Source organism: Pseudomonas sp. NPDC089734 (assembly GCF_044748865.1).
Classification (GTDB): domain Bacteria; phylum Pseudomonadota; class Gammaproteobacteria; order Pseudomonadales; family Pseudomonadaceae; genus Aquipseudomonas.
In genome coordinates, this window is record NZ_JBIVGV010000019.1 from 62,126 (window position 1) to 83,642 (window position 21,517).

The 21,517-nt window shown below is 58.9% G+C and carries 21 protein-coding genes; 7 read left to right on the plus strand and 14 right to left on the minus strand.

Annotated features, from left to right (window positions below; translation table 11 throughout):
• Nucleotides 1–99: 99 nt before the first annotated feature.
• The 5 genes from ACIPY9_RS20850 to ACIPY9_RS20870 all read right to left on the minus strand — a co-directional run bounded on the left by ACIPY9_RS20850 (nucleotide 100) and on the right by ACIPY9_RS20870 (nucleotide 7,408).
• The gene (locus ACIPY9_RS20850) at nucleotides 100–855 is read right to left on the minus strand and encodes a hypothetical protein (protein WP_400705827.1); all 756 of its coding nucleotides are present in this window, start codon (nucleotides 853–855) and stop codon (nucleotides 100–102) included.
• A 240-nt stretch (nucleotides 856–1,095) separates the two neighbouring features.
• Nucleotides 1,096–1,314 (minus strand): DUF6124 family protein, encoded by a 219-nt coding sequence (locus ACIPY9_RS20855; RefSeq protein ID WP_400705830.1) that lies wholly within the window; start codon nucleotides 1,312–1,314, stop codon nucleotides 1,096–1,098.
• Between the two features lie 383 nt (nucleotides 1,315–1,697).
• Complete coding sequence (locus tag ACIPY9_RS20860; protein WP_400705833.1) at nucleotides 1,698–3,104, minus strand: AdeC/AdeK/OprM family multidrug efflux complex outer membrane factor; 1,407 nt, start codon at nucleotides 3,102–3,104, stop codon at nucleotides 1,698–1,700.
• A 2-nt stretch (nucleotides 3,105–3,106) separates the two neighbouring features.
• Nucleotides 3,107–6,262, minus strand: a complete 3,156-nt coding sequence (locus ACIPY9_RS20865) for an efflux RND transporter permease subunit (protein ID WP_400705836.1) — start codon at nucleotides 6,260–6,262, stop codon at nucleotides 3,107–3,109.
• Nucleotides 6,263–6,265: 3 nt separating this feature from the next.
• Complete coding sequence (locus tag ACIPY9_RS20870; RefSeq protein ID WP_400705839.1) at nucleotides 6,266–7,408, minus strand: efflux RND transporter periplasmic adaptor subunit; 1,143 nt, start codon at nucleotides 7,406–7,408, stop codon at nucleotides 6,266–6,268.
• A gap of 562 nt (nucleotides 7,409–7,970) precedes the next feature.
• On the opposite strand from ACIPY9_RS20870, the gene ACIPY9_RS20875 reads away from it, so the two are divergent.
• Genes ACIPY9_RS20875 through ACIPY9_RS20885 form a run of 3 tightly spaced genes read left to right on the plus strand, consistent with a single transcriptional unit; the run spans nucleotide 7,971 to nucleotide 9,312 of the window.
• On the plus strand, nucleotides 7,971–8,291 hold the full coding sequence (locus ACIPY9_RS20875; protein WP_400705841.1) for an antibiotic biosynthesis monooxygenase: 321 nt from the start codon (nucleotides 7,971–7,973) through the stop codon (nucleotides 8,289–8,291).
• On the plus strand, nucleotides 8,281–8,565 hold the full coding sequence (locus ACIPY9_RS20880) for a LysR family transcriptional regulator (protein ID WP_400705843.1): 285 nt from the start codon (nucleotides 8,281–8,283) through the stop codon (nucleotides 8,563–8,565). The genes ACIPY9_RS20875 and ACIPY9_RS20880 overlap by 11 nt, the downstream gene beginning before the upstream one ends.
• Before the next feature lie 33 nt (nucleotides 8,566–8,598).
• Nucleotides 8,599–9,312, plus strand: coding sequence for an NADPH-dependent F420 reductase (locus tag ACIPY9_RS20885; RefSeq protein WP_400705845.1), 714 nt, complete (start codon nucleotides 8,599–8,601; stop codon nucleotides 9,310–9,312).
• A gap of 58 nt (nucleotides 9,313–9,370) precedes the next feature.
• Here the strand turns inward: ACIPY9_RS20885 and ACIPY9_RS20890 are convergent, their stop codons facing one another.
• The gene (locus ACIPY9_RS20890; RefSeq protein WP_400705847.1) at nucleotides 9,371–10,261 is read right to left on the minus strand and encodes a LysR family transcriptional regulator; all 891 of its coding nucleotides are present in this window, start codon (nucleotides 10,259–10,261) and stop codon (nucleotides 9,371–9,373) included.
• A gap of 164 nt (nucleotides 10,262–10,425) precedes the next feature.
• On the opposite strand from ACIPY9_RS20890, the gene ACIPY9_RS20895 reads away from it, so the two are divergent.
• Entirely contained in the window at nucleotides 10,426–11,415 is a 990-nt protein-coding gene (locus ACIPY9_RS20895) for a zinc-dependent alcohol dehydrogenase family protein (RefSeq protein WP_400705849.1), read from the plus strand.
• 47 nt (nucleotides 11,416–11,462) lie between these two features.
• Here ACIPY9_RS20895 and ACIPY9_RS20900 read toward each other — a convergent pair whose 3' ends face one another.
• Together ACIPY9_RS20900 and ACIPY9_RS20905 are read right to left on the minus strand one after the other, a co-directional pair.
• Nucleotides 11,463–12,047, minus strand: coding sequence for a hypothetical protein (locus ACIPY9_RS20900; protein ID WP_400705851.1), 585 nt, complete (start codon nucleotides 12,045–12,047; stop codon nucleotides 11,463–11,465).
• Nucleotides 12,048–12,206: 159 nt separating this feature from the next.
• On the minus strand, nucleotides 12,207–13,334 hold the full coding sequence (locus tag ACIPY9_RS20905) for an alkene reductase (RefSeq protein WP_400705853.1): 1,128 nt from the start codon (nucleotides 13,332–13,334) through the stop codon (nucleotides 12,207–12,209).
• Nucleotides 13,335–13,460: 126 nt separating this feature from the next.
• Between ACIPY9_RS20905 and ACIPY9_RS20910 the strand changes: the two genes are divergently transcribed.
• Nucleotides 13,461–14,378, plus strand: coding sequence for a LysR family transcriptional regulator (locus ACIPY9_RS20910; RefSeq protein WP_400705855.1), 918 nt, complete (start codon nucleotides 13,461–13,463; stop codon nucleotides 14,376–14,378).
• A 49-nt stretch (nucleotides 14,379–14,427) separates the two neighbouring features.
• Here ACIPY9_RS20910 and ACIPY9_RS20915 read toward each other — a convergent pair whose 3' ends face one another.
• Both ACIPY9_RS20915 and ACIPY9_RS20920 read right to left on the minus strand, forming a co-directional pair.
• Nucleotides 14,428–14,592, minus strand: coding sequence for a DUF2986 domain-containing protein (locus tag ACIPY9_RS20915; RefSeq protein ID WP_400705857.1), 165 nt, complete (start codon nucleotides 14,590–14,592; stop codon nucleotides 14,428–14,430).
• 136 nt (nucleotides 14,593–14,728) lie between these two features.
• Nucleotides 14,729–15,307, minus strand: coding sequence for a TetR/AcrR family transcriptional regulator (locus ACIPY9_RS20920; protein ID WP_400705962.1), 579 nt, complete (start codon nucleotides 15,305–15,307; stop codon nucleotides 14,729–14,731).
• Between the two features lie 164 nt (nucleotides 15,308–15,471).
• Between ACIPY9_RS20920 and ACIPY9_RS20925 the strand changes: the two genes are divergently transcribed.
• Both ACIPY9_RS20925 and ACIPY9_RS20930 read left to right on the plus strand, forming a co-directional pair.
• Complete coding sequence (locus ACIPY9_RS20925; RefSeq protein WP_400705859.1) at nucleotides 15,472–16,566, plus strand: alkene reductase; 1,095 nt, start codon at nucleotides 15,472–15,474, stop codon at nucleotides 16,564–16,566.
• A gap of 66 nt (nucleotides 16,567–16,632) precedes the next feature.
• A complete protein-coding gene (locus tag ACIPY9_RS20930) occupies nucleotides 16,633–17,421 on the plus strand; it encodes an SDR family NAD(P)-dependent oxidoreductase (protein ID WP_400705862.1) in 789 nt (262 codons plus the stop codon).
• Nucleotides 17,422–17,557: 136 nt separating this feature from the next.
• On the opposite strand, the gene ACIPY9_RS20935 is transcribed toward ACIPY9_RS20930, so the two are convergent.
• From ACIPY9_RS20935 to ACIPY9_RS20950, 4 genes are all read right to left on the minus strand, one after another.
• Nucleotides 17,558–17,974, minus strand: a complete 417-nt coding sequence (locus tag ACIPY9_RS20935; protein ID WP_400705865.1) for an Imm50 family immunity protein — start codon at nucleotides 17,972–17,974, stop codon at nucleotides 17,558–17,560.
• Between the two features lie 311 nt (nucleotides 17,975–18,285).
• A complete protein-coding gene (locus ACIPY9_RS20940; RefSeq protein WP_400705867.1) occupies nucleotides 18,286–18,687 on the minus strand; it encodes a hypothetical protein in 402 nt (133 codons plus the stop codon).
• Nucleotides 18,653–20,887, minus strand: coding sequence for an ATP-binding protein (locus tag ACIPY9_RS20945; RefSeq protein ID WP_400705870.1), 2,235 nt, complete (start codon nucleotides 20,885–20,887; stop codon nucleotides 18,653–18,655). Before ACIPY9_RS20945 ends, ACIPY9_RS20940 begins: the two co-directional genes overlap by 35 nt.
• Entirely contained in the window at nucleotides 20,884–21,498 is a 615-nt protein-coding gene (locus ACIPY9_RS20950) for a biliverdin-producing heme oxygenase (RefSeq protein WP_400705873.1), read from the minus strand. The genes ACIPY9_RS20945 and ACIPY9_RS20950 overlap by 4 nt, the downstream gene beginning before the upstream one ends.
• Nucleotides 21,499–21,517: the final 19 nt, after the last annotated feature.

Sequence of the window (21,517 nt, forward strand, 5' to 3'; positions counted from 1 at the left end):
TGTTGGTGTCCTGCCTTTCGCGAATGAATTCGCTCCTGTCAGGTTCTACGTGCTTCAGCCCACCCCTCACTGTCTGTAACACATCAGGCAGCCTCAAACTCATTGAACCTTGTCCTCCATGGTATTGAACAATACTCCGAGGCTCATGGGGTCCAGACAGTCTGGTGCCAGAATTTGCACCTGTTTGAAATAATCCCGCGCTGCCGATTTTTCGATATCCCCTTTGAGGGCAAGCAGGTAGTAACCGTCTGCGCGAAACTGTTTAAAACTCAGATTCGTCGGGGTGTATGTCTCCTTCAGCGAGGTCAGCGGTCGTTTACTGTCAATCGTGGGCATCTTCAGTTCTTTGAAACAGAGTGAATTCATTGCGGGCAGCGGGTAGTGCTCCGAGTATGGGTCTGGCGACTCCAAAGTCTTTATAAGCTGGTTCCGCAGTCGTACAAGCTCTGGATCATCAAACTTGAAGCGCTGGAAAGCTGTGTCACAGGAGCGCAATAGAGTCACTGCCCCGGCCAATAAGCCTTGATCTGCAGCCGTCTGGTACAGCGCACAAGCTTCAGCATGTTTCGCAGCATCCCCTTCTTGCATGTTTGCCAGCAAATAAGTAGCGACGGCATGCCCTGCGCCGCTGGCTTTGCGCAGTTCGCTCTGGAACGACTGGATGTTGTGCAGCATTTTCTGCAGGTTATCGACCTGCATCTTTTTATCTGTCTGCACCTGTTGCTCCTGCTCTATCAACAGATCAAGCCATTGCTGATTTGCTTCAGCCATGCGCATCGCATTTTGAAAAACCGCTTCAGTTTCAGCGGTAGATGCAGCCTCTGCGGCAGAGCACAAGACAAGGCTGAGCAACAAGGTTGATAGGTTCCGTATCAATGGCATGTCCTCTTTGAATGGATAGAAAGATATGTTCTTCGACTCTCTTCTGTATCAGAGAATCTCGCAAGTTGAAAAAGTGTCGGGCAGAACAGACTGAAGTAACAAATACACTGGAGGCATGCAGGAACGAATTCATTCGCGAAGACAGTGATTCAAACGACATATATCTATGGGATGCACTTCACCAGCCTCTCGCGAATAAATTCGCTCCTACAATCAGGCTCTGCGTACCTCAACATGCGCCAGCGAACGATCCAGCTCAGCCTTAGCCATGCCGATCAAATGCACGACCGAAAAAGCCAGGTCCCGTTTGGGACCGTTGAGGGTATCGCCGGTTTCATAGGCTGTTGCGGCGGCGCAGCGTAGTAGTTCGCTGACGTGCAGCAGGGACTCTTCAAGGGAGAAAACAGGGGGTGCCGGGGTTACTTCGATCATTGGGAAAACTCCGATGGAGCCACCGAATGCTTGCTGCTAAACAGACAGGGGTGGCAGCTTTGACGCGGGTTAGCAGACCGGCAGTTTTCCCAATTCCGGCGCACTCGAAAGTGCCCCACGCAAAGCCGCCATAGCGGGACTTGCGTCGGGAAAAACTGAAACAGGCTGCTAAACCCGATCACTGAAATTCAGCGACGGACGCAGCCTAGTGTCGGGAATTCACAGGCGCAAGGGCTGGAGATTTTCTCGGAAAGTTCATACGGAAGAAAGAGCAATGGGCGCAGGAAAGGTCCTGCAAACGCGGGATTTTCGTTAGCTGAAGTAACGGTTGAGTCGATCCTCATGACTGAGGGGCAAGGCCCCTCAATCACGCTGGCCGGGGCTCAGAGTTCCCAACCGCCTCCCAAGGCCCGATACAGATTGACCTCGGCCGTCAGTTGCGCCAGGCGGTCGCTGATCAGGGTCTGCTGATTGCTGAACAGCGAGCGTTGCGCATCGAGGAAGGTCAGGTTGCTGTCCACACCGATCCGATAACGCCGCTCCGCCAGGCGGTAGTAGTCCTGGCTGGCTTGCACCAGATCGTTCTGGGCCTGCATCTGTTCGGTGTAGGTCTGGCGTGCGGTCAGGCCATCGGCGACTTCCTGGAAGGCGGTCTGGATTGCCTTCTCGTAGGTCGCAACGTTGATGTCCTTCTGTAGCCTTGCGTAATCCAGATTCGCCTTCAGTTGCCCGGCATTGAAGATCGGCAGGTTGATGGTCGGTGTGAAGGTCCAGCTGCCCTGCCCGCCCTTAAGCAGGTTGCCCAGTTCAGTGCTTGCCGACCCCGCACCGGCGGTCAGGCTGATACCAGGGAAGAACGCTGCCCGTGCCGCGCCAATGTTGGCGTTGGCGGCCTTCAGGTTGTATTCGGCCTGAAGGATATCCGGGCGGCGGGTCAGCAGGTCTGATGGCAGGCCTGCGGGCACTCTGGCCAACTGCTCCATATTCAGCGGCTGAGGTGCGGGCAGGTTGGCGGGCAATGCCGTGCCGAGCAGCAGTACCAGAGCGTTTTCATCCTGGGCGACCTGACGCTGATAGCGCGCCAGCGAAGCTCGGGCGCTCTCGACCGATGTGCGTGCCTGGGCCAGATCCAGGGCCGACGCCACGCCGACTTCGCTGCTGCGCGAGGTCAGCCGCAGGCTCTGTTCGTAGGCGTCGAGGGTGTCCTGGGTCAGCTTGAGCAACTCACGGTCGGCCTGCCAGGTCAGGTAGGCGTTGGCGACGCTGGCCACCAGGCTGATCTGGGTGGAACGGCGCGCCTGTTCGGTCGCGAAGTAACTTTGCAGCGCCTGATCGGTCAGGCTGCGCACCCGGCCGAACAGGTCCAGTTCATAGGACGAAAGGCCGACCTGAGCCGAGTAATTACCGCTGATCGTGGGTTGGCCCGAAGTGCTCAGGTCACCCGGAGTGCGCTGGCGCGTCCCAGAGACCTGGGCTCCGATGGCCGGGAACAGGTCGGCACGCTGAATGCGGTACTGGGCCTGGTAAGCCTCGACATTCAAGGCCGCGACCTTGAGGTCGCGGTTGTTGCTCAGGGCCGTCTGCACCAGTTGCTGCAATGCCGGGTCACGAAAGAACGTGCGCCAGCCTTGCTCCGAAGCGGCCTGATCGGCGGCATGTACCGCCGAGTAGCCCGGCCCTTGCGGGTATTGGCTGGCAACCGGTGCGTCCGGTCGCTGGTAGTCGGGTATCAGCGAACAGCCGCCAAGCACGATGGCGGTAACCGCCAGGGCCATCAAGGACTTGTTCATGCTCATGGCTCGTTCTTCTCCGGGTTCGAGGTATTGTCCTGGGGCATGCGGTTGCCTTTGAACAAAGAGGAAACACCGACAAAGAACATCGGCACCCAGAAAATCGCGAGGACCGTGGCGGTGATCATGCCGCCGATCACCCCTGTACCAATGGCGTGCTGACTACCGGAGCCGGCACCGGTGGAGATGGACAGCGGCACCACGCCGAGGATGAACGCCATGGACGTCATCACAATGGGGCGCAGACGCATCCGGCAGGCCTCGGTGGCCGCCTCGACCAGCGAGCGGCCTTTTTCGTGCAGTTCCTTGGCGAACTCGACGATCAGGATCGCGTTCTTCGCCGCCAGCCCCACCGTGACCAGCAGGCCGACCTGAAAGAACACGTCGTTGGACAGCCCGCGCAGGCTGGTGGCGATCAAGGCACCGATAACGCCCAAAGGCACCACCAGAATCACCGCGATCGGGATCGACCAGCTTTCATACAGAGCCGCCAGACACAGGAAAACCACCAGAACCGACAACGCATACAACGCCGGAGCCTGGGAACCGGACAAGCGCTCTTCAAACGACAGCCCCGTAAACGAAATGCCCACGCCCGGCGGCAGTTCCCTAGCGATACGTTCAACTTCGGCCATTGCCTGCCCCGAGCTGTAGCCAGGTGCCGGAGTTCCGAGAATCTCCACCGCCGACACGCCGTTATAACGCGACAGTTTCGGCGAACCGGTAATCCACTCGGCGCTGGCGAAAGCCGAGAACGGCACCATGCGGCCCGTGGCGTTGCGCACATACCATTTGTCCAGATCCTGAGTGGTCACCCGCGAGTCCGGCTGGCCCTGCACATACACGCGCTTGACCCGGCCACGGTCGACGAAGTCGTTAACATAGCTGCTGCCGTACGCCACCGAAAGCGTGGTGTTGATGTCGTTCAGCGACAGCCCCATGGCCCGGGCGCGTTCGTCGTCGATGGTCAGGTGGTACTGCGGCTCATCCTTCAGACCGTTGGGGCGAACACCGGCCAGGATCGGGCTTTGGGCGGCCAGTTCCAGGAACCGTGCCTGCGCCTCCATGAGCCTTACATGGCCGATGCTGTCCTGATCCTGCAGGAAGAAGTCAAAACCGGTGGCGTTGCCCAGCTCCAGCACCGAAGGCGGCACCACCGCGTAGACCATGGCGTCACGGTACTTGAGGAATTGCTGCTGTGCACGCTGGGCGATCTTGAACACGGTGTTGTCCGAATCGCGCTCGTCCCATGGCTTGAGCAGCACGAAGGCGATACCGGAGTTCTGCCCACGGCCAGCGAAGTTGAAGCCGTTGACGGTGAACACCGAGTTGACGGCCTTGCCCTCGCCGTTCTCCTTGTCGAGCAGGTACTGGGTCATTCGGTCCAGCACTTTCTGGGTGGTTTCGGCAGAGCTGTTGGGGGGCGTCTGCACCTGGGTGAAGATCACGCCCTGGTCTTCTTCGGGCAGGAACGAGGTCGGAATGCGCGAGAACATGAAGACCATGCCGCCCACGATCACCAGGTACACCACGAAGCCCGGCACCTTGTTGCGGATGATGCTGCCCACACCGCGCTCGTAAGCATCGACACAGGCATCGAAACAACGGTTGAACCAGCCGAAGAAACCACGCTTGGGCTGCCCGTGCAGTGCCGGGTCGATCGGCTTGAGCATCGTGGCGCACAGCGCCGGGGTGAACACCAGCGCAACGAACACGGACAGCGCCATGGCCGAAACGATGGTGATCGAGAACTGGCGATAGATCACACCGGTAGAACCGCCGAAGAACGCCATCGGCAGCAGCACAGCCGACAGCACCAGAGCGATCCCCACCAGCGCGCCCTGGATCTGCTCCATGGACTTGCGTGTGGCTTCCTTGGGCGACACATGCTCCTCGGCCATGACCCGCTCGACGTTCTCCACCACCACGATGGCGTCGTCCACCAGCAGGCCGATGGCGAGGATCATGCCGAACATGGTCAGGGTGTTGATGGTAAAACCGGCTGCCGCCAGCACCCCGAAGGTCCCCAGCAACACCACCGGCACGGTCATGGTGGTGATCAGCGTGGCACGCAGGTTCTGCAGGAACAGCAGCATCACCAGGAACACCAGCACCACGGCTTCGATCAGCGTATGCACCACGCCATTGATCGACTCGGTGACCACCGGGGTGGTGTCATAGGGATACACCGCTTCCACGCCCGGCGGGAAAAACGGCTTGAGCTTGTCGACGGTGGCACGAATGGCCTTGGCGGTGTCCAGGGCATTGGCACCGGTCGCCAGGCGAATGGCGATACCCGAGGCCGGTTTGCCATTGGCCTGGGCGTTGATGCTGTAGTTCTCGCCGCCGAGGTTGATGGTGGCGACGTCGCTCAGGCGAACCTGGGAGCCGTCGCTGTTGACCTTGAGCAGAATGTCGCCGAACTGCTCGCCGGTCTGCAGGCGGGTCTTGCCGATCATGGTGGCGGTGAATACGGTGCCCCTGGGCGCAGGCAGGCCGCCGATCATGCCGGATGCGACCTGTACGTTCTGCGCCTGAATCGCTTCGGTGACATCCACCGGGGTCAGTTGGTACTGGGTGAGCCTGGCCGGGTCCAGCCAGATGCGCATGGCGTACTGAGTGCCCCAGACCTGGAAGTCACCCACGCCCGAGGTACGCGAGATCGGGTCCTGGATATTGGAGACGATGTAGTTCGACAAGTCTTCCTTGGTGTGCTTGCCGTCGGTGGACACCAGGCCCACGAACATCATGAAGTTCTGCTGGAACTTGGTCACCCGCAGGCCCTGTTGCTGCACTTCCTGTGGCAGCAGCGGCGTGGCCAGGTTGAGCTTGTTCTGCACCTGTACCTGGGCGATGTCCGGGTTGGTGCCCTGATTGAAGGTCACGATGATGCGCATGCTGCCGTCGGAGTTACTTTCCGAGGAGATGTAGCGCAGGTTGTCGATGCCGTTCATCTGCTGCTCGATCACCTGGACCACGGTGTCCTGCACCGTCTGCGCAGATGCACCGGGGTAAGTGACCTGGATCGCCACGGCGGGCGGGGCAATGTTCGGATACTGGTTGATCGGCAGCCGGAGAATCGACAGCGCCCCCACCAGCATGATCACCAGGGCCAGCACCCAGGCGAAGATGGGTCTATCAATGAAAAACTTCGACATGGGTTACTCCGTTTTCGCGCTGGCGGATGCCACGGCGGGGGCGCTGTCGTCGCGCTTGACTTCATGGGCCTCGACAGTCGCGCCGGGCTTGATGAACTGCAGGCCCTCGATCACGATCCTGTCACCGGCCTTCAGGCCGCTTTCCACCAGAATGTCCGGGCCGACCACCTGCCCCACCGTCAGCTCGCGCTGTTCGATCTTGTTGTCGGCGGTCACCACCAGGGCCGTGGGCGTCCCCTTGAGGTCGCGGGTCACCCCCACCTGCGGAGCCATGATCGCCTGTTCGGCGATCCCTTCAGGCAACCGCGCGTGCACGAAAATGCCGGGCAGCAGCAGGTGATCGGGGTTGGGGAAAACGGCGCGCAGGATCACCGAACCGGTGGTCTGGTCGACCGACACTTCAGAGAATTCCAGCGACCCTTGCAGCGGATACTGGCTGCCGTCTTCAAGGGTCAGATTGACCTTGGCGGCATTGTCGCCGGCCTTCTGCAACTGGCCGCTTTCCAGGGCGCGACGCAGCTTGAGCATGTTGCCGTAGGACTGGGTCACGTCGACGTAGATCGGGTCCAGCTGCTGGATGGTCGCCAGCGCCGTGCTCTGGCCATTGGAGACCAGCGCGCCTTCAGTGACCATCGAGCGGTCGATACGGCCACTGATGGGGGCCAGTACCTTGGTGTAACGCAGGTTGATCTGAGCGTTCTTGAGCTGCGCCTCGGCCTGCAATTGCTGGGAGCGGGCAGTGTCGTATTCCTGTTTGCTGACCGCTTGCTCGTCGATCAATTGCCGATAACGACTGGCCAGCGAACGGTACTGCTCGACACTGGCCTGAGCGTTGGCCAGCGTAGCCTCGTAGGTCGAAGAATCGATCTGATACAACTGCTGGCCCGCCTGAATGTCCGAGCCTTCCTTGAACAGGCGTTTGAGCACGATACCGTCCACCTGCGGACGCACTTCGGCAACGCGATAAGCGTTGGTCCGTCCGGGCAGATCGCTGGACAGGCTCACGGCCCGCGGCTGCAAGGTCACGACGCCTACCTGGGCTGCTTGAGTGGCTGGTGACGTGGCTTGTTGTTTGTCGCAACCACTGAGCAGGTTTGCCAGCATGATGACTGAAGCCAGCGCGGGCCAGACGTGTCTGGAATGCATAAGTATCCTCGGCATAAGCAAGCGGAAACGTCGCAGCGACGCCTCGTTGAAATCGGATTAGTGGCTCAGGCCTCTGGCAGGCACACAGAAACGCCGTGCCAGTGCATGAGTTGTCATGGGCATCGATAAAAGAAAGTCAGGCGGGCTTTATTAAAGTTATAGAGTGTTGGGTGACGTTAATGCGTTCGCGCCCTCGACTAACCATCAGACTTTCCCAGGCGGGGCACGGTCATAAATGGAGGACTGACAAAAGCGCGGTTAGTTGAAGCGTCAAGGCAGAAACACTCTAGCATATGAAATCCGGTTCAATTATCCGGAAATCCGCATAGAACCTATGAGCAGAATTTGATAATCCCGAACGGGGACTTCATGCACTGTTGTATTGCGAGGCGTGCAGATCGATTAATTATTTCAAGATATATCAGACTATTGCTACTGGCTTTGATTTTTCAAGGTTTTTTATCCATGAATTGAATTCATGAGCCTATTTAGTCAGAGACACATAGTCTTCTGCGCTCCTCGTATCTAGATTTGAGCGCAGACTTACTCAAGGATCGGACCAATGACTATCCAGGCAGTCAATACATTGGAAATCCGTTTTTCCAAAATTCCGAATATCAAGTTTGATCGTGCCCTGCTGGCCAATAACATTGAAACCTTACAACGTGCGGACGGTTGTCTGGGCTATACCTTGCACCGCAGCCAGACAGAAAAGGCACTGTGGATTCTCTGTGGCTATTGGCACAGCGAAGTGCAAATGACGGAACACTTCGCCAGTCATGAAATGACGTACCTGGTCAATACACTGATCGACGCCGGTGCCAACCTGACCTTTGCCAGTATGGTGCCGCAGGCCGAACAGGTACCTGCCCATGCACATTGATGCCCGGGTCCTCGAAAGTATCGACCTCAACAGTTTGCTGACATTCTTGCTGGTGTATCAGGAGCACAGTGTGAGCCGTGCTGCCGAGTGCCTGCACGTCAAACAGCCCGCCGTGAGCAACACGCTGGCCCGACTGCGTGAGTATTTTGCAGACCCGTTGTTCGTGCGCCACGCCACAGGGGTGATACCGACCCGTCGTGCGCACTGTATCGCCGAGGAACTGGCACCGGCCTTTGTGCAGATCCAGACGGCCCTGGCGCGTCAGCAGCGTTGATCACCGAAACCTGTCTATCCCGGAGACTCCGATATGCCCTTTACACGACGTACCGCTCTGGCGGCCCTCACGGCGTTTGCCGCCATGCCCGGCATGAGTTTCGGCTCAGACGACAACATCAAGCCCCTGCGTATCGGTGTGATCGGTGCCGGCTGGCTGGGCGGAAGTGTCGGGCGCTGCTGGGTCAAGGCCGGGCATGAGGTGCTGTTTTCTACCCGCCACCCTGAAGAGCTGGCGTCCTGGGTCAAACCACTGGGCACGCGCGCCTCCTATGGCACGGTGCAGCAAGCCGCCGAGTTCGGGGAAGTCATCCTGATTGCCGTGCCCTACGAAGCGATCCCGGATATCGGTCGTACATTCGCCGCACCGTTGAAAGGCAAGATCATTCTCGATGCCTGCAACCCTCCGGGCTCCAGCAACAGCCCGTTGGCTCAAGAGGCCCTGGCCAACGGTGCCGCCGTCACCACCGCCCGGTACTTGCCCGGCACCCGAGTCGTGCGGGCCTTCAGCGCCGTGGACGCCACCGCCGTGGAAGCATCGTTTGCCGGTGGAGCACGGCGCCTGGGCGTACCGATTGCCAGCGATGACGGCGCAGCCCTGCAGACCGCCGCCCGACTGGTGCGCGACGCAGGCTGTACGCCGGTGATGGTCGGCAGCCTGGCGCAGGCCGTGAGTTTCCAGCGCGGCGGGCCAGGCTTCCGGGCCAACACATCGGAACAGGAACTCAGGCGTCTGCTGGGGTTATAACTCCATCGTCCTGCATCGATACAAACCGTGAGGAGACAAGATGCTCTCCATGACCGCCTCAATGCCGGTCCGCAAACGACGCAATCACAAAATCCAGAAAGCTGCGCAGTTTCGGGGTCAGGCGCCGGTCGGGGGCATACAGGACATTCATGGGGGATGCTGGCACGACGTACTGAGGAAGCAGCTTCACTAACGTGCCGTTTCGCAGTGCATCCCTGACCAGCTCCTGCGGCTGCAGCACGACGCCCAGGCCTGCCACGGCAGCAGCCAGAAGCGGATCGCCCTGATTAATCGTCAATCGGCTTGTAATCGGCACATCGATTCGCCCTTCCGGCCCGTCGAAACTCCAGTGCGATCGACCGTCCGAAAACGCAAAACCCAGGCACTCATGCTGTTGCAGATCCCAGGGATCGGTAATCGGTGGACGTCGCGCCAGATAGGACGGTGCCGCACACAGCACGAGCTGGTACGGTGCCAGCGGTATCGCTTTCAGGCCACTGTCCGGCAGTTCTCCGATGCGGAAAACCACGTCGTAGCCATCATCGACCAGATCGACCAGTTCGTTCGCCAGGATCAACTCCACCGACACCTGAGGGTACTTGACCATGTATTCCAGCAGGCGCGGCGACAACGTGTGCATGCCAAACGTGACGGGAGCATTGACTCGCAGACGGCCGCTGGGGACGCCGCGCGTCACCGCCGCAAGACTCTCTGCCGCTTCCATGTCGGCCAGAATCATCTTTGCGCGCTGATAGAACGCACGGCCAAAGTCGGTAAGGCTCTGCCGCCGTGTGGTCCGGTTCAACAGCGACAAGCCCAGATGCTGCTCAAGCAGCTTCACGTGTTTACCGACCAGTTGCGAGGACAGATTGAGGTCGTCAGCGGCGGCGCTGAACGAGCCCAGTTCCACGGCTTTGACGAAGGTAGCCATCTGGGTCAGGCGATCCATTACAAACTCTCTGTTTCAAGTCTTGGGCCATCGTAGAACTTTATCCGCCCGGGACCAACGCCTAAATTGACCTCACGTTTTGAGCGGTACCCGGCGGAAACGAGGTGACCGCTTGCCCTTTTCAACCGGATCAGAGCACCGATCCCCCAAGAGAGATATGCCCCATGGCACGTATTGTCCGAATCCATGAATACGGTGACGCCAGCGTCCTCAAGCTGGAAGAACTGGATGTACAAGCCCCTGCCCCCGATGAAGTGCAGATCAGTGTGAAAGCCATCGGCCTGAACCGCGCCGAGGTGATGTTCCGCAATCACGCGTACCTTCAGGAAGCCGAGTTCCCCAGCCGTCTTGGCTACGAGGCTGCCGGGGTTGTCGTCGCGGTCGGCAGTGCCGTCCGTGATATCGCAGTGGGCGATGCCGTTGCATTGATCCCGCCGCTGGATATCGCACGCTGGGGCACTTACGGCGAACTGGCGAATGTGCCAGCCCATCTGGTGGTCAAAAGCCCTGCGAACCTGTCCTTCGAGGAGGCGGCAGCGGCCTGGATGCAGTACGTCACGGCCTGGGGTGCCCTGATCGAACAGGCGAAACTGCAACAAGGTGATTTCGTGCTGGTGACAGCGGCTTCAAGCAGTGTCGGCCTGGCGGCTTTCCAGATGGCACGCATGGTCGGTGCCACGGCCATCGCCATCACCCGGACCCGAGCGAAGAAACAGGCACTGCTTGAGGCGGGTGCCGCCCATGTCATCGTCAGCGACGAGGAAGACATTGTCGAACGCGTCATGGCGCTGACGGACGGGCAAGGCGCCCGCGTGGTGTTCGACCCCGTGGGCGGGCCGGCTTTCGAACCCCTGACCCAAAGCATGGCCCGAGGCGGCATTCTGCTGGAGTACGGCGCCCTCAGCCCGGAACCGACGCCGTTCCCGCTGTTTACCGTGCTCGGCAAGAGCCTGACCCTCAAGGGCTATCTCTATGCAGAGATCGTCTCGGACCCGGAAGCGCTTTCGCGTGCCAAGACCTTCATTCTGGCGGGGCTGGAGTCCGGCGCACTGTGCCCGATCATTGCCAGGACATTCACGCTCGATGACATTCAGGAAGCCCATCGCTTCCTGGAAGCCAACCAGCAGATCGGCAAAATCGTCGTCACCGTCTGAGTCCTGCTGAAAAAGGGGCCGGCTGGCTCAAGCCTTCCGGTCCCTTCTCACATCCCCGGGGTGAACGGCTTGTAACTGCTGTCCCTGTAGCGTTCGATGCTGTAAATGGTTTTGCCGACATGGCTGCCACGCGGGTAAGTGACATCGGGATTGGGGCTCAAATGCCAGCCCGTGCCGTCCTTGTCAGGCTCGACCAGGGTCGAAGTCATCGTGCAGGTCCCGGAATCCCCCGAAGTCATCTCGAATTGGTAGTAACGGCCAGCCTTGGGAGTGAAAGCGGCCGTGACGAAGCAATATTGCGTGCGCTCGCCCTGCCAATTCATAAATACCTGCGTCTCCACACCGGGCCGCACTTGCGTTTCATAGAAATCGAACGTCAGATCCTGCCCGGCCTTGGGCATGCCTTTGTCCTGGGTGTGAATGAACGGCAGCTCGCCCCGACGGATCACCCCGCCCGTACGCACACCATTGACCTCCTGATAAATGGCCGAGTGCTGGGTGAAGTTGACAATGCGAACCCAGGCCGGATTCGGTTCGTTTTCAGGGGCCTTGAAGAACGAGCTGTGCGGCAGAAACTGGCAGCCAGCAATCAGGGGAAGACAGAGCAGAGGGAGGTTGCGACAGGTGAACATGTCCGGATCCTTGACAGAGTTGCGCATACAGACTGCAAAAAGTCCGATGCATTCCGTCAGGAGGGCCAATGAATCACAGGATGACTCGGCCTCATGAGCAGTCGAGCGCCCCACGCCCATCGCTTCGGGTAAAAAGTGATGGGCGCATCTGTTCAGTTTTTACGGACGATAAGGGGAATAGTCGATGTAACCTCGGGCATCGCCACCATAGAAAGTCCCGCGGTCTGCCGGGGTCAGGGGCCAGTCATTTTTCATGCGGGCCACCAGATCCGGGTTGCTGATGAAGTCGACACCGATGCCCACGAGATCAATCAGCCCTTCGGCAATCATTTGCTCGGCACGCTCACGGTTCATGCCGCCCGCAAGGATCAAGGCGGTGTCTCTCATATAGCCTTTGATGTCGCGCATCAGGCTAAAGAAATTGTCATCGATTCCACCTTGAAGCTGCTTATCGAGGCGCTCGAAGTTTGACTGGTTCATGAGGTGGACGTAGGCCAGACCTCGCTCACCGATGGCTTTGGCAAGTGCGGTGTAGGTTTCGTCAATTCTGTCATGCAACGGCATGTCAAAAAGCTGCCCATATGGAGAGATCCGGATCCCCACACGTTTTGCACCGATGCGCTGCACCACGGCATCGATCACCTCAAGGGTAAAACGCAACCGGTTTTCCAGGGTCGTCGCCGAATAGCGATCCGTGCGGTCATTCACCAACGGGTTCAGGAACTGTTCATGCAGATAGCCATTGGCACCATGAATTTCTATGCCATCAAATCCGGCCTCAATCGCGTTGGCCGCAGCCTGGGCAAAGTCTTGAACGATCCGTTCGACTTCATCCGTCGTCAGTTGCCGGGGAGCAGGAGGCGTGACCTGGTCGGGTTTGCCTTCCTCGTTGTACCCGTAGGCTTTGGCACCTCTGGCTTGCATGGAACTGGGACTGACCGGTGTTTTGCCACCCTCTTGAATCGAAGGATGTGAAATCCGGCCGACATGCCAGAGTTGCGCGAAGATATGCCCGCCAACGGCATGTACGGAATCGGTTGTGAGCTTCCAGCCAGCGATTTGTTCGGCAGAGTAAATGCCCGGATTGAACAGGTAGCCCTGCCCTTCCCGGGAAATCGGCGTGCCCTCGGTCACGATCAAGCCAGCCGTCGCACGTTGAGTGTAATAAAGCGCCGTTTGCTCATCTGCGATATCACGCGGCGCACGGGCACGTGTCATCGGTGCCATTACGATACGGTTGGTCAGCAGGGTGCCGGACAGGTCGAAGGGTTCAAAAAGGCTGCTCATGACAAGGCTCTCTGGAATCAGGTCAAGCGATGCTAGATAAAGGCCATTGATGCTACTAGCGCCCTTAAACTCAAAACAAAATTGCTAGAATCGCAATTTATGACACTGACAATCGACTGAGCAGCCATGCAGATCAAAGCCCTGCGCTACTTCCTCACCGTGGCCACTACTGGCAGTTTTCTGGCAACGGCCAGGCTTTTCGGGGTTCCGGCTTCATCGGTATCGCGCTTCATCGCCGCCCTGGAAAAAGAACTGGGCCAGCAACTCTTCTATCGAAGCACACGTGCCGTCAGGCTGACCGAGGAAGGCGAGCACTTCTATCTACAGGTTCGGGAGGCCATCGAGCTACTGGACTCCGCCGCCGATCAGCTTGCCCATCGGGATGCGGGTATCAGAGGCCTGGTCAGGATCAACGCGCCCGAAGCCCTGGGCAGACTGCACGTAGCGCCGCTGGTGAACGATTTGCAGGTGAGATACCCGGACCTCTCGGTTGAACTCACACTCACGGATACATTCATCGACCCCGTGCAGGAAGGCGCAGACATTACCGTCCGCGTCGGCGGCCTGATGGATTCCGGACTGATTGGCCGTATGGCTGTGCCTCAACGCTATGTGCTGGCAGCCAGCCCGGACTACCTTGCCCGCCACGGTTCACCCGCAACCCCTGACGATCTGGCCCGGCACAACTGCCTGTTGTACAAGGGCAAATCCGGCATGCAACGCTGGTATTTCAGGCGCTCTGATGAAGACGTTCTGAAGGTATTCGACGTGAGTGGTCAGTTACGCAGTAACAATGCGGAAGCCTTGGTGGCCGCAGCAGTTGCGGGTCGCGGACTGGTCCTTTTCCCGACCTGGGTGTTCAGAAAGGAAAGCTTTCAGAACGGCAGTCTGATCAGCGTACTGCCAGAATGGGAGGTCGCCGCCTCGGCGCAGGAATCATTCATCCAGATCCTCTCTCCGGAGAATCGATTGCGATCCAGAAAGGTTCGCGAGGTCTCGGCGTTTCTTGTTGAAGCGATCGGGTCGCCGCCCTATTGGGATTGATCGAGCCTGTGACCGGGGCTCGCTTGCCGAAGTGTTCACACGATCAGGATCAGCCCTCACTCGCAGTATTTGCTTCCTGACTGGCCTCAGCCGCCATTTTCAGCCGGTCAGCCTTGCAGATGTACTTGGGCTTGTTGTTTTTCGGCGCCAGCTTGGCGTTCGCCTTTTTGGCGTGGGCCTTTAAGAGCTGCTGGATTTTCTTACGACGATTCATGGTGTGTACTCAATCTGTAAATGCCGGGTGGCGGCTCCGGAAAAGCCGGACGGTATGCGCGGAAATGGTTCATATGACTGGCCATTGTTCATCAAGAGACAAACCTCTGCCAGCAGCCTGTCGATACCGCCAGCGCCTATGACGAAGAGCCGGACAGGCGAGAAAGCGCGGCGGTGCAACAAGCCTCCAGTATTTCATCGGCCAGGGGGGAATCGTCAGGGCATGCTCTTGAAAGCATCAGCCCCCCCACGAGCTGTGCCAGGGCGTCGATCCTTCTGGTCCGGGCCTCCTTTTGCTCTACCCCTTCCGTCTCGACGATCGCCTCTGCCCCAGCGGCAATCAGGCGCTCGATACCTTCAGCAAACACCTGCCTGACCTGCTCCGGTTGGCGCGAAGCATCAGCGGAAAGCGAAGCGATCGTGCATCCATCGCTGGGTGAGTCGCGATGCTCGCGCGACAGGTATTGCGTGATCAGTTCAGCACGCCCGGCATGCGAGAGACGGGCTTGCTGCTGTGAAAAACCACAGGCCGCGGCCTCCGTCATCAGGTCGGCTTTAGAGCCAAAGTGTTTGTAGAAACCGCCATGGGTGAAACCGGCAGCGCCCATCAGATCCGCCACGCTCACGCCGTCATAACCCCGCTCGCGAAACAGCGCGGAGGCCGTCTCGACAATATGGGCTCGGTTTGCCTGCGCCTGGGCTTTGGTGACCTTCATCTCTGCACTCACACGGTTAACGCCGAAGAATGAGTCGATCATACATTGATGTCACCCAACATCAAAATAATTGACATTTTAGATTTCGATCATCATCTTAAGTAAGCGCCTCCGCCAACGGCACGCCATTCCGCCACCTGAACACCGCCACCAAAGGTATATCCATGACCAACCGCACGCTTTTCGACGCTTTCCGCCTGGGTAATCTCACGCTCCCCAACCGTATTGTCATGGCCCCCCTGACGCGCAATCGCGCAGGCAAGGGGCTGGTTCCTACCGAGTTGACGGCTACTTACTACCGGCAACGTGCTTCTGCCGGCCTGATCATCACCGAGGCCACACAGGTTTCAGAACAGGCTCAGGGGTATCAGGACACCCCCGGCCTCTACACCCAGGCACAGATCGATGGCTGGCGCAGAGTGACCGACGCCGTGCATGCCGACGGTGGCCGGATCTTCGTGCAGTTGTGGCATGTGGGGCGTATTTCCCATGTGGACTTGCAACCCGGAGGTGCCGCCCCTGTCGCCCCGTCGGCCATCCGCGCCCAGACCCAGACGTTCGTGAACAACGGTTTTGCCGAGGTCTCCGAGCCGCGAGCCCTGGCGCTGGACGAGTTGCCCGGAATCGTGAACGACTTTCGCCAGGCCGCCGCCAATGCCATCGCCGCCGGTTTCGATGGGGTGGAAATTCACGGAGCCAATGGCTACCTGCTGGAACAGTTCATCAAGGACGGTGCCAACCAGCGCTCCGACGCCTATGGTGGTTCGATCGAAAATCGTGCGCGCCTGTTGCTGGAAGTCACCGCCGCCGTGGCCAACGAGATAGGCGCAGACCGTACCGGTGTCCGTCTCTCGCCCGTGTCGCCAGTCAATGACATGACCTGCAGCGATCCTCAGTCTCAGTACAACTACATTGCCGAACGGCTCAATGAGCTGGGTGTTGTGTACCTGCATGTCGTCGAGGGCGCTACCGGAGGCCCACGCCAGGTCGCGCCGTTCGACTATGCCGCATTGCGCAGCCGCTTCCACCAGACCTACCTCGCCAATAACGGCTACGACCTGGAACTGGCCTCCTCACGACTCACCGAAGGGCAGGCAGACCTCTTTGCATTTGGCCGTCCATTCATCAGCAACCCAGACCTGATCGCACGCCTGAAGACCGGTGCACCGCTGGCCGCGATAAACCCGGCCACGCTGTATGGCGGCGGGGCCGAAGGCTATACCGACTACCCGGCACTGGCCGATGCGCACGCTCAGTAAACACAAGGCACCCGCCCGATACGCGGGTGCGCCTTTCGACATTCACTTGAATCAGGAGCCATCTTCATGAGCACATTACCAACGGTATTGATCACAGGCGCCTCCAGCGGAATCGGGGCAACTTACGCGCAGCGATTCGCCCGCCGTGGTCACGACTTGATCCTTGTGGCACGCGATAAAGCACGGCTGGAAGCGCTCGCCACCCGACTGCGGGAAGAAAGCGGCGTCGCTGTCGAAGTGCTGCCGGCCGATCTGAGCAAAACCAGCGACCTGGCCAATGTCGAAAAGCGACTGAGCAGCGACGCCAGAATCGGCGTACTGATCAACAACGCCGGGATCGGTCAGTCGGGAGGCTTTGCTGACCAGAATGCAGAGAGCATCGAAGCGCTGATCGCACTCAACATGACCGCCGTGACACGGCTCGCAGCCGCCATCGCCCCCAGGCTGGCCAAGGCCGGTGAAGGAGCCATTGTGAACATCGGGTCCGTCGTCGGGCTCGCGCCCGAGCTCAACATGACGGTATATGGCGCGACCAAGGCTTACGTCCTGTTCCTGTCGCAAGGCCTGCAGCTGGAGCTGGGCCCGCAAGGCGTGTATGTACAGGCCGTTCTGCCTGCCGCCACGCGCACAGACATCTGGAAGCATTCGGGCATTGATGTCGATACGCTGCCTGAAGTCATGGAAGTCGATGACCTGGTGGATGCGGCCCTGATCGGCTATGACCGCCGGGAACCGATCACCATCCCGCCCCTGCATGTCGCCAGACGCTGGGATGAACTGGACAGTGCCCGCCGCTTGCTGCTTTCCGACATTCGTCAGGCTCACCCTGCCGAACGCTATCAGACCGCATCATGAGCACCTGAAGAAAGAGAGCGGCCCCGAGCAGATAGTCTGCATCGGGGCCTGCGGGGTCAGGGAGCCGTGGCAAAGCGTCAGCGGCACTGACAGAGCATGATCATCCGGATTCGGTTTTGCCGAATGTCTGTCTTTATCAAGCCAATAAATTCGTAATCTCTCCAACAGCGACATCGGCACAACGGATTATTCCGCCAAAGCCCCAGATTGGAAACATATCCACAAGAATCGATGAGTCCTGTGCTCTTTTCAGCTCAATGGATTCGAGCACGTTCTGATGGTTGAAATCATTCAGAGACAGCTCGTGGATATCGCTGAATATGAACTCGATCAGAAGGCTTTTCTGGCAAACGGTTTCAAGATCTGCCGTCCCCACTCCGACCATTTCATGCTCACGATAATGAACACAAAGTTTGGCTACAGTAGGCGAATCGGAGCGGGGAAGATGCCGGGAAACCGAAAAAGAGACAACTTCCGCATCGTGAAACGATGGCAAGAAACCAATGGCCTCAATCACACGCTCAACGCCATGTATCAACTCTGCGGGTCCCATACTTGCCTCTCAAATGATCTTATTGGAGTGATTTTCGTCAGAACAGGACGACGTAAGCCAAAACGGTAGAAGCGAATCGGGCCGCGATCCGCTCATTCGCGAGACATCATTGAAGGCGATAGATCTTCTTCAACTTCACAGGCCTCTCGCGAATGAATTCGCTCCTACAGAAAGGCCTGTAAATCATGATGTTGCGTTTTGTTATCCACGGCCGGTACCGACGCCCTGGATAAATCCGGTCCTGTTGACCGCACGACAGCGATCTTCAGGAAGTCTGCATTATGAAAGAACCTGGCGTCTGACAACAACGCTCAAGGCGCAGCCGGATAAAACTCCCCATCATCCCCCTGAACCCTCGCCTTCAGCCGGCGAGCGATTTCTTCCAGTTTGGTCATCGCCCGGTCAGAGGGATCCTTTGTATAAAGCTCGCCCATGTCCGGGCGATACCAGAGAGGAAAGGATTCCCCGGTAATGGACACCATGAAATCCTGCGGACTATTGGCCGCATCCCTGACAATCTGGGCGTCTGTTTTTACATACGCCAGCCATTCCTCAAGGGAAATCCGGGGACCCGCCTCATCCGCCCAGAAAGCCTTGCGGCTGATATGCACGTCATAACCGGCGAATGTGAAAGTGCTCAGGCCCAGCAACAGCAAAAAAACCAAAGCCCGCATGCCGTCACCGCGCCACCGGCACCGTAAACCTGAACTCACTCCCCTCTCCGACCGTGCTTGCGGCGGTCAGCATGCCGCCGTGGGCCTTGATGATGCCCTGGGAGATGTAGAGCCCCAGACCGGTTCCGGTCGGGTTGCCTTCCTTGATGGTCCAGTAACGCTCGAAGATATGCGGCAGTTGTTCCGGCTGGATGCCTTCGCCGGAGTCCCGGACGGTGAAGACGATTTCGTCTCCGTTGGGCACCGCCAGCACATCGATACGCCCCTGTTTGGGGGTGAACTTGATGGCGTTGCCGATCAGGTTGGACAGCACCTGGAACAGACGCTCGGGATCGGCATTGACCTTGAGGTCGGGCTCGGCGTTGAAGAAGATATCGATGGTTTTATCCATGGCCAACGGTGCCAGCAATGAATAGGCCTCCTCGAAGATATGACTGACATCCAGAGGCTGCGGCGAAATGATGTAGCGCCCGGCTTCGATCTTGGAAGTGTCGAGCAGGTCTTCGAGCAGGACGTTCATGCGGCTGGCAGCCTGTTGCATGGTGTCGATGGCCGAAGAAATGCGCCGCGAGGTGTGCGGGCCATCGGAACTGAAGGCCTTTTGCATCATGCCGCAGAGCATGGAAATGACCGTCATGGGGTTGCGCAGGTCATGGGACACGACCGCGACCAGTTCGTCACGTGCGCGTACAGCCTGTTGCTCACGGAGCACTTGCCGGGCAAGGTCGGCCTCCAGTGCCGAACGGCGCAGGTCACTGGCCGCGAACACATCGCCATGGCTCCACTTGGTGGAAATGCCCGCCATCTCGACTTTCCAGATCTCGAAAGAGGTCCGCGGCCTCAGGCGCAAGCCCTCACCCGACTCCTCCATATCCAGTGGTTTATCCGGGTTACCGCTCCATTGAATGCTTTCCTTGACCTCCGGACGAAACCACAGCACGCCGTTGTCGACCGGTTTGGGCAAGCTCATGGCCAGAACACCGCTGGCGCTCTGTTGATAGGCCGCGGCCGCCGGGTAGACGCTCGACAGATGATGGCTGGAAAAGACCGTTTGCCCGCCTTTCATCAGCCATTGGTGCAGTTCGCGAACTTCATGGGGCTCGGGGCAGGAACCAAAGACATGCAACTGCTTGTCCTCGATGATCGCCACGCCAGATGCGCCCACCAGGTCCATCAACAATTGCGGGTGCCGGGTCAGGCCGTCAAAGACATTTTCCGAGGCGGTCAGCATGGAGTCGTTCAGGCTTTTCAGCATCTGAACCTTCGCTTCGCGCTGACGGCTGACCTCCAGTGCCTCCATCGCACGAATCTGCAGCGACAGCACCTGACCGATAGCCTGGCAGGCACCGCGCAATTCATGCGAGACATACAGCGGCGTGCGGTGCCCGCAACTGATCAGCCCCCAGAGCTTGTCGTCCTTGAGCAGGGAAACGCTCATGGAGGACAGCACCCCCATGTTTTTCATGTATTCGCAGTGGATGGGCGACACACTGCGCAATGTCGAGAAACTCAGGTCCAGCGGCTGCCCGTTGTCGGGACGCAACTGCGGCACCAGTGGCACAGGCGTGTAATCGGCATCGGGAATGATGCGCAGCCAGTTGCGACGGTAGAGCTCACGCGCCTGCTCCGGGATGTCCGAAGCGGGGAAGAACAGGCCGTTGAACAGTTCCATGTCCGGGGAGGACGCTTCGGCGATGACCTGGCCGTGGCCTTCTTCCTCGAAACGGTAGATCAACACCCGGTCATAACCGGTCAGCTTCTGGATTTCACGGACGCTGATCTCATACAGCGCCTCCAGTGTCTTGGCGGCCTGCAATTGGCGCAGCATACGGCCCAGGTTAGAGATCCGCTCTCCCATGGCTGTCTGTGCATGCCTGTCCTGAACTTCAAGCTCCAGCACCAGAACACCTTGATTCCGGTGCAACAAGGCCTCGAATTCACGGCCATTGAGTGTGATCAGAATCTGCGGCACATCATGAAATGATTCATGGGCACTGGCGCTCTTGAGCACCGTGGCCCAGCCCTCGCCCACCACCTGTTCCAGTGGCTGCCCCAGAACATCACCGGGCTTCCTGCCCAGCAGCTCTTGCACGTTGGCACTGACCTGAAGAACTGCAAGATCAGGCTCGGTCAGCGTAAACAGCACGCCGTGGGGCTGAATCGCGCCCGGGTACTGAATAGGTTCATTTGCACAATTGGCCAGGAGGGCTTCAAAAGCGTCTTTATCGAGTTGGCTCATAGCAGCACCTCTTGTGCATCGAGCCAGTGCTCGAAACATGCAAATGTAGATTGGGCCGCCTGTGCGGCGGCCTCTGTGGTTGCGTCATCACCTGACACGCAGTCCAGATACTCTAGAAACGCTTTCCAGCGCGGGCCGGTGGCGCTGCCGTAGACGTTCAGAAAGGATGCACCACTGTGTTCGTCCAGCCCCAGGCGCTTGTGGATTTCACGTCGCAGCACTTGCCCGCCCAGGGTGGCACCTTCAAGCACGTACATCACGCCCAGGCAGGCACCGGGGCTGTCGATCACCGGCAATTGCGGGCATTGAACAAGGGAGTCGATATCCGGTTCTGTCATGCCCAGGGCCTGCAAATCCGTCAGCAATGCGGGGGTCTTGATGCGCTCGGCCTGTGCAAGCGCTGGCGGTACCAGACCACTGGTCAGCAAGGCCGCTTCCAGTGGTCTGTAGAAACCGTGATAGGCCTGGAGCAAGCGAAGAAAGTACGCATGGTCCAGAACAGGGGAGAAAAACGGCAGGCGTTTTTCCAGATCGACATGTAACTGATTCGTTGCAACGCGAAGAGCGTCAAGCAATCGTGTCGGGGTGACCTGGGTATACGTTGCCAACATCCACTCGTGCTCTCAAGGA

Bases quoted from the DNA above. Each gene is read 5' to 3' on its own strand.
- ACIPY9_RS20855 (WP_400705830.1), bottom strand. From the start codon at position 1,314: ATGATCGAAGTAACCCCGGCACCCCCTGTTTTCTCCCTTGAAGAGTCC.
- ACIPY9_RS20860 (WP_400705833.1), bottom strand. From the start codon at position 3,104: ATGAACAAGTCCTTGATGGCCCTGGCGGTTACCGCCATCGTGCTTGGC.
- ACIPY9_RS20865 (WP_400705836.1), bottom strand. From the start codon at position 6,262: ATGTCGAAGTTTTTCATTGATAGACCCATCTTCGCCTGGGTGCTGGCC.
- ACIPY9_RS20870 (WP_400705839.1), bottom strand. From the start codon at position 7,408: ATGCATTCCAGACACGTCTGGCCCGCGCTGGCTTCAGTCATCATGCTG.
- ACIPY9_RS20875 (WP_400705841.1), top strand. From the start codon at position 7,971: ATGACTATCCAGGCAGTCAATACATTGGAAATCCGTTTTTCCAAAATT.
- ACIPY9_RS20880 (WP_400705843.1), top strand. From the start codon at position 8,281: ATGCACATTGATGCCCGGGTCCTCGAAAGTATCGACCTCAACAGTTTG.
- ACIPY9_RS20885 (WP_400705845.1), top strand. From the start codon at position 8,599: ATGCCCTTTACACGACGTACCGCTCTGGCGGCCCTCACGGCGTTTGCC.
- ACIPY9_RS20890 (WP_400705847.1), bottom strand. From the start codon at position 10,261: ATGGATCGCCTGACCCAGATGGCTACCTTCGTCAAAGCCGTGGAACTG.
- ACIPY9_RS20895 (WP_400705849.1), top strand. From the start codon at position 10,426: ATGGCACGTATTGTCCGAATCCATGAATACGGTGACGCCAGCGTCCTC.
- ACIPY9_RS20900 (WP_400705851.1), bottom strand. From the start codon at position 12,047: ATGTTCACCTGTCGCAACCTCCCTCTGCTCTGTCTTCCCCTGATTGCT.
- ACIPY9_RS20905 (WP_400705853.1), bottom strand. From the start codon at position 13,334: ATGAGCAGCCTTTTTGAACCCTTCGACCTGTCCGGCACCCTGCTGACC.
- ACIPY9_RS20910 (WP_400705855.1), top strand. From the start codon at position 13,461: ATGCAGATCAAAGCCCTGCGCTACTTCCTCACCGTGGCCACTACTGGC.
- ACIPY9_RS20915 (WP_400705857.1), bottom strand. From the start codon at position 14,592: ATGAATCGTCGTAAGAAAATCCAGCAGCTCTTAAAGGCCCACGCCAAA.
- ACIPY9_RS20920 (WP_400705962.1), bottom strand. From the start codon at position 15,307: ATGAAGGTCACCAAAGCCCAGGCGCAGGCAAACCGAGCCCATATTGTC.
- ACIPY9_RS20925 (WP_400705859.1), top strand. From the start codon at position 15,472: ATGACCAACCGCACGCTTTTCGACGCTTTCCGCCTGGGTAATCTCACG.
- ACIPY9_RS20930 (WP_400705862.1), top strand. From the start codon at position 16,633: ATGAGCACATTACCAACGGTATTGATCACAGGCGCCTCCAGCGGAATC.
- ACIPY9_RS20935 (WP_400705865.1), bottom strand. From the start codon at position 17,974: ATGGGACCCGCAGAGTTGATACATGGCGTTGAGCGTGTGATTGAGGCC.
- ACIPY9_RS20945 (WP_400705870.1), bottom strand. From the start codon at position 20,887: ATGAGCCAACTCGATAAAGACGCTTTTGAAGCCCTCCTGGCCAATTGT.
- ACIPY9_RS20950 (WP_400705873.1), bottom strand. From the start codon at position 21,498: ATGTTGGCAACGTATACCCAGGTCACCCCGACACGATTGCTTGACGCT.